This is a genomic window from Streptomyces sp. (assembly GCF_031181555.1).
Classification (GTDB): Bacteria; Actinomycetota; Actinomycetes; order Streptomycetales; family Streptomycetaceae; genus Streptomyces; species Streptomyces fimbriatus.
Window position 1 is genome coordinate 1 of the sequence record NZ_JAPSKQ010000322.1, and the last position, 2,336, is coordinate 2,336.

Annotated in this window: 3 protein-coding genes; 1 reads left to right on the plus strand and 2 read right to left on the minus strand. The window is 70.4% G+C overall.

Features of this window, described 5'->3' with window-relative positions; translation table 11 throughout:
• The coding region (locus tag RIM90_RS31425) for a hypothetical protein (protein ID WP_309064133.1) at nucleotides 1–334 on the plus strand (334 nt) is incomplete at its 5' end.
• On the opposite strand, the gene RIM90_RS31670 is transcribed toward RIM90_RS31425, so the two are convergent.
• Both RIM90_RS31670 and glgC read right to left on the minus strand, forming a co-directional pair.
• Complete coding sequence (locus RIM90_RS31670; RefSeq protein ID WP_375165623.1) at nucleotides 307–741, minus strand: inorganic phosphate transporter; 435 nt, start codon at nucleotides 739–741, stop codon at nucleotides 307–309. The two genes, RIM90_RS31425 and RIM90_RS31670, sit on opposite strands and share 28 nt — an antisense overlap.
• 156 nt (nucleotides 742–897) lie before the next feature.
• Complete coding sequence (glgC, locus tag RIM90_RS31435) at nucleotides 898–2,118, minus strand: glucose-1-phosphate adenylyltransferase (protein WP_309064134.1); 1,221 nt, start codon at nucleotides 2,116–2,118, stop codon at nucleotides 898–900.
• Nucleotides 2,119–2,336 lie beyond the last annotated feature (218 nt).

Sequence of the window (2,336 nt, forward strand, 5' to 3'; positions counted from 1 at the left end):
GCTGCGCAACGTCAGCTGCCGCAATGCCGCGGTTCCTCACATCGCAAGAGAGTCGCAGCCCCCCATCGGTTTCGGGCCCGGAGCGGCCGATCCGGCGAAGCCTTCGGGGGGACGGGCGCCGGTGCCTACCCGGACCGAACGAGCCCAGGCCGGCGAGGAAACCGGTGTCATCGCGGTCGGCCACCCCGCGCTGCTGCCCGACGACGCCAGCACCTGCGGCTACAAGGACCCCGCCAAGACCTACACCGTCGCCCCCCGGGGACATTCCCTGGCCGCGGAGCGGGGAGGAACGCCTCAACCGGATCATCAGGAACGCCACCGGCTCCTTCGGTGACCACTGGGTGGTGGAGAGGGGGCCTCGAAGACGAACGCGGTGGTGTACGGGACGGCCGTGGCGGCGGTCCCGGCGGCGAAGCCGCGCGGCGGGTCCAGGTGGACGATACGCCGGCCGAGGGTGGTGATGAGCGCGCACATCACCAGCAGCGGATCCGACAGTTCCTCCGGCGCGCCGATGGTGCCGCTGTCGACGGTCCTGGCGGCCTCGGTGCCCGGGAAGGCCCCGAGGAAGTTCATGACGGCGTCCGTGGCCAGGGCGATGCGGGGTGTGCGGGCCCGGGTGGAGACGGAGGTGGCGATCGCGTTCGTGGCGTCGTGGAAGCCGTTGGTGGAGTCGGAGGCCGGTCCCACGACGGTGATCAGCACCACCGGAGTGATCTCCGTGGCCGGATCACCTTTCGCCACCCGCGGTCACGGCACCTGACGGCCGCGGGCACCCGCGCCCTGTCTCCGTCCTGCCGCGAAACCCGCGCCGCAGCCGTGCGCGGACACCCCGACGCGCACGGCAGATGCCTCCCGTGCGGCTGCCGACCGCGGCACGCTCACCGGTCCGGGGTGGCGTCAGGAGACGCGCTGCCCCTTGCCGAGGGCCAGGACGCCATTCGCGGAGATGGAGTAGAACTTCTTGTCGCGCTCCAGGTCGACGCCGACCGTCGCCTCGGGCGGCACGTCGACGTTCTTGTCCAGGATGGCGTTCCTGACGACCGCCCCGCGCCCGACCCGGACGTTGTCGTGGAGTACGCAGCCCTGGACCACGGCTCCCTCCTCCACGATCACCCCCGGTGAGAGCACCGAGCGGGAGACCTGTCCGCGGATCAGGCATCCGGGACTGATGATCGCCTCGCTCGCGATGCCGCTCGCATTGAACCGGGCGGGCGACAGCTGGCTGCCGGGGCTGGTGTAGATGGGCCAGCTGCGGTTGTAGAGATTGAAGGTGGGCCGCTCGGCGAGCAGGTCCATGTGGGCGTCGTAGTACGCGTCGAGGGTGCCGACGTCGCGCCAGTAGCCATGGTCGCGCGGGGTCGCGCCGGGCACGCGGTTCTCCCCGAAGTCGTACAGTTGCGCCTCGCCCTGCGCGGTGAGCATGGGCAGAATCGAGCCGCCCATGTCGTGTGCGGAGTCCTCGTTCTCCGTGTCCTCGAGCAGCGCCTCCACCAGGGCCCGGGCGGTGAAGATGTAGTTGCCCATGGACGCGAAGACGTGGTCGGGATCACCGGCCAGGCCCGGCGGGTCGGCGGGCTTCTCCAGGAAACGCTCGACGGAGACGCCGTCGGAGCCGGGCGTGATGATGCCGAAGGCGGAGGACTCGGCCCGAGGCACCCGTATGCCGGCGACCGTGACCCCTGCGCCGCTGTCGATGTGCTGGGCGAGCATCTGGCGCGGATCCATGCGGTAGACGTGGTCGGCGCCGAATACCACGACGTGGTCGGGACGCTCGTCGTGGATCAGGTTGAGCGACTGCATGATGGCGTCCGCGCTGCCCTGGTACCACCGTGGGCCGAGGCGCTGCTGTGCCGGGACGGGGGTGACGTAGTTGCCCAGCAGACTGGACATCCGCCAGGTGGTGGTGATGTGCCGGTCGAGCGAGTGCGACTTGTACTGGGTGAGGACACAGATCCGGAGGATGTCGCCGTTGACCAGGTTGGACAGGACGAAGTCGACCAGGCGGTAGGAACCGCCGAAGACGACCGCCGGTTTGGCGCGGTCGGCCGTCAGCGGCTTCAGCCGCTTGCCCTCTCCGCCCGCGAGCACGATTCCCAGCACCCGAGGTCCACCTCGCATCGCTGCCCCTTCCCACCTCCACGGCTGCACGCGGCCGTTTTCGCGCCCCGCTCCGCCCCGGGCCGTGGCCGCCCGGCAGCTGTGCGGTCAGCCCGGCCCGCCGCCTGTCCGACGGCTTGTGGCCTTGGCCTGCCGACCGGATGTCCGCCGACTCCGTTCTCGATCTGTCTCTTGTCCGATTTTCCGTCGCCCAGCGGTATTCGGCATGTGCTGCGACG

What these genes read in the sequence shown, in the direction of transcription:
- glgC (WP_309064134.1), bottom strand. Translation starts at nt 2,118, where the DNA reads ATGCGAGGTGGACCTCGGGTGCTGGGAATCGTGCTCGCGGGCGGAGAG.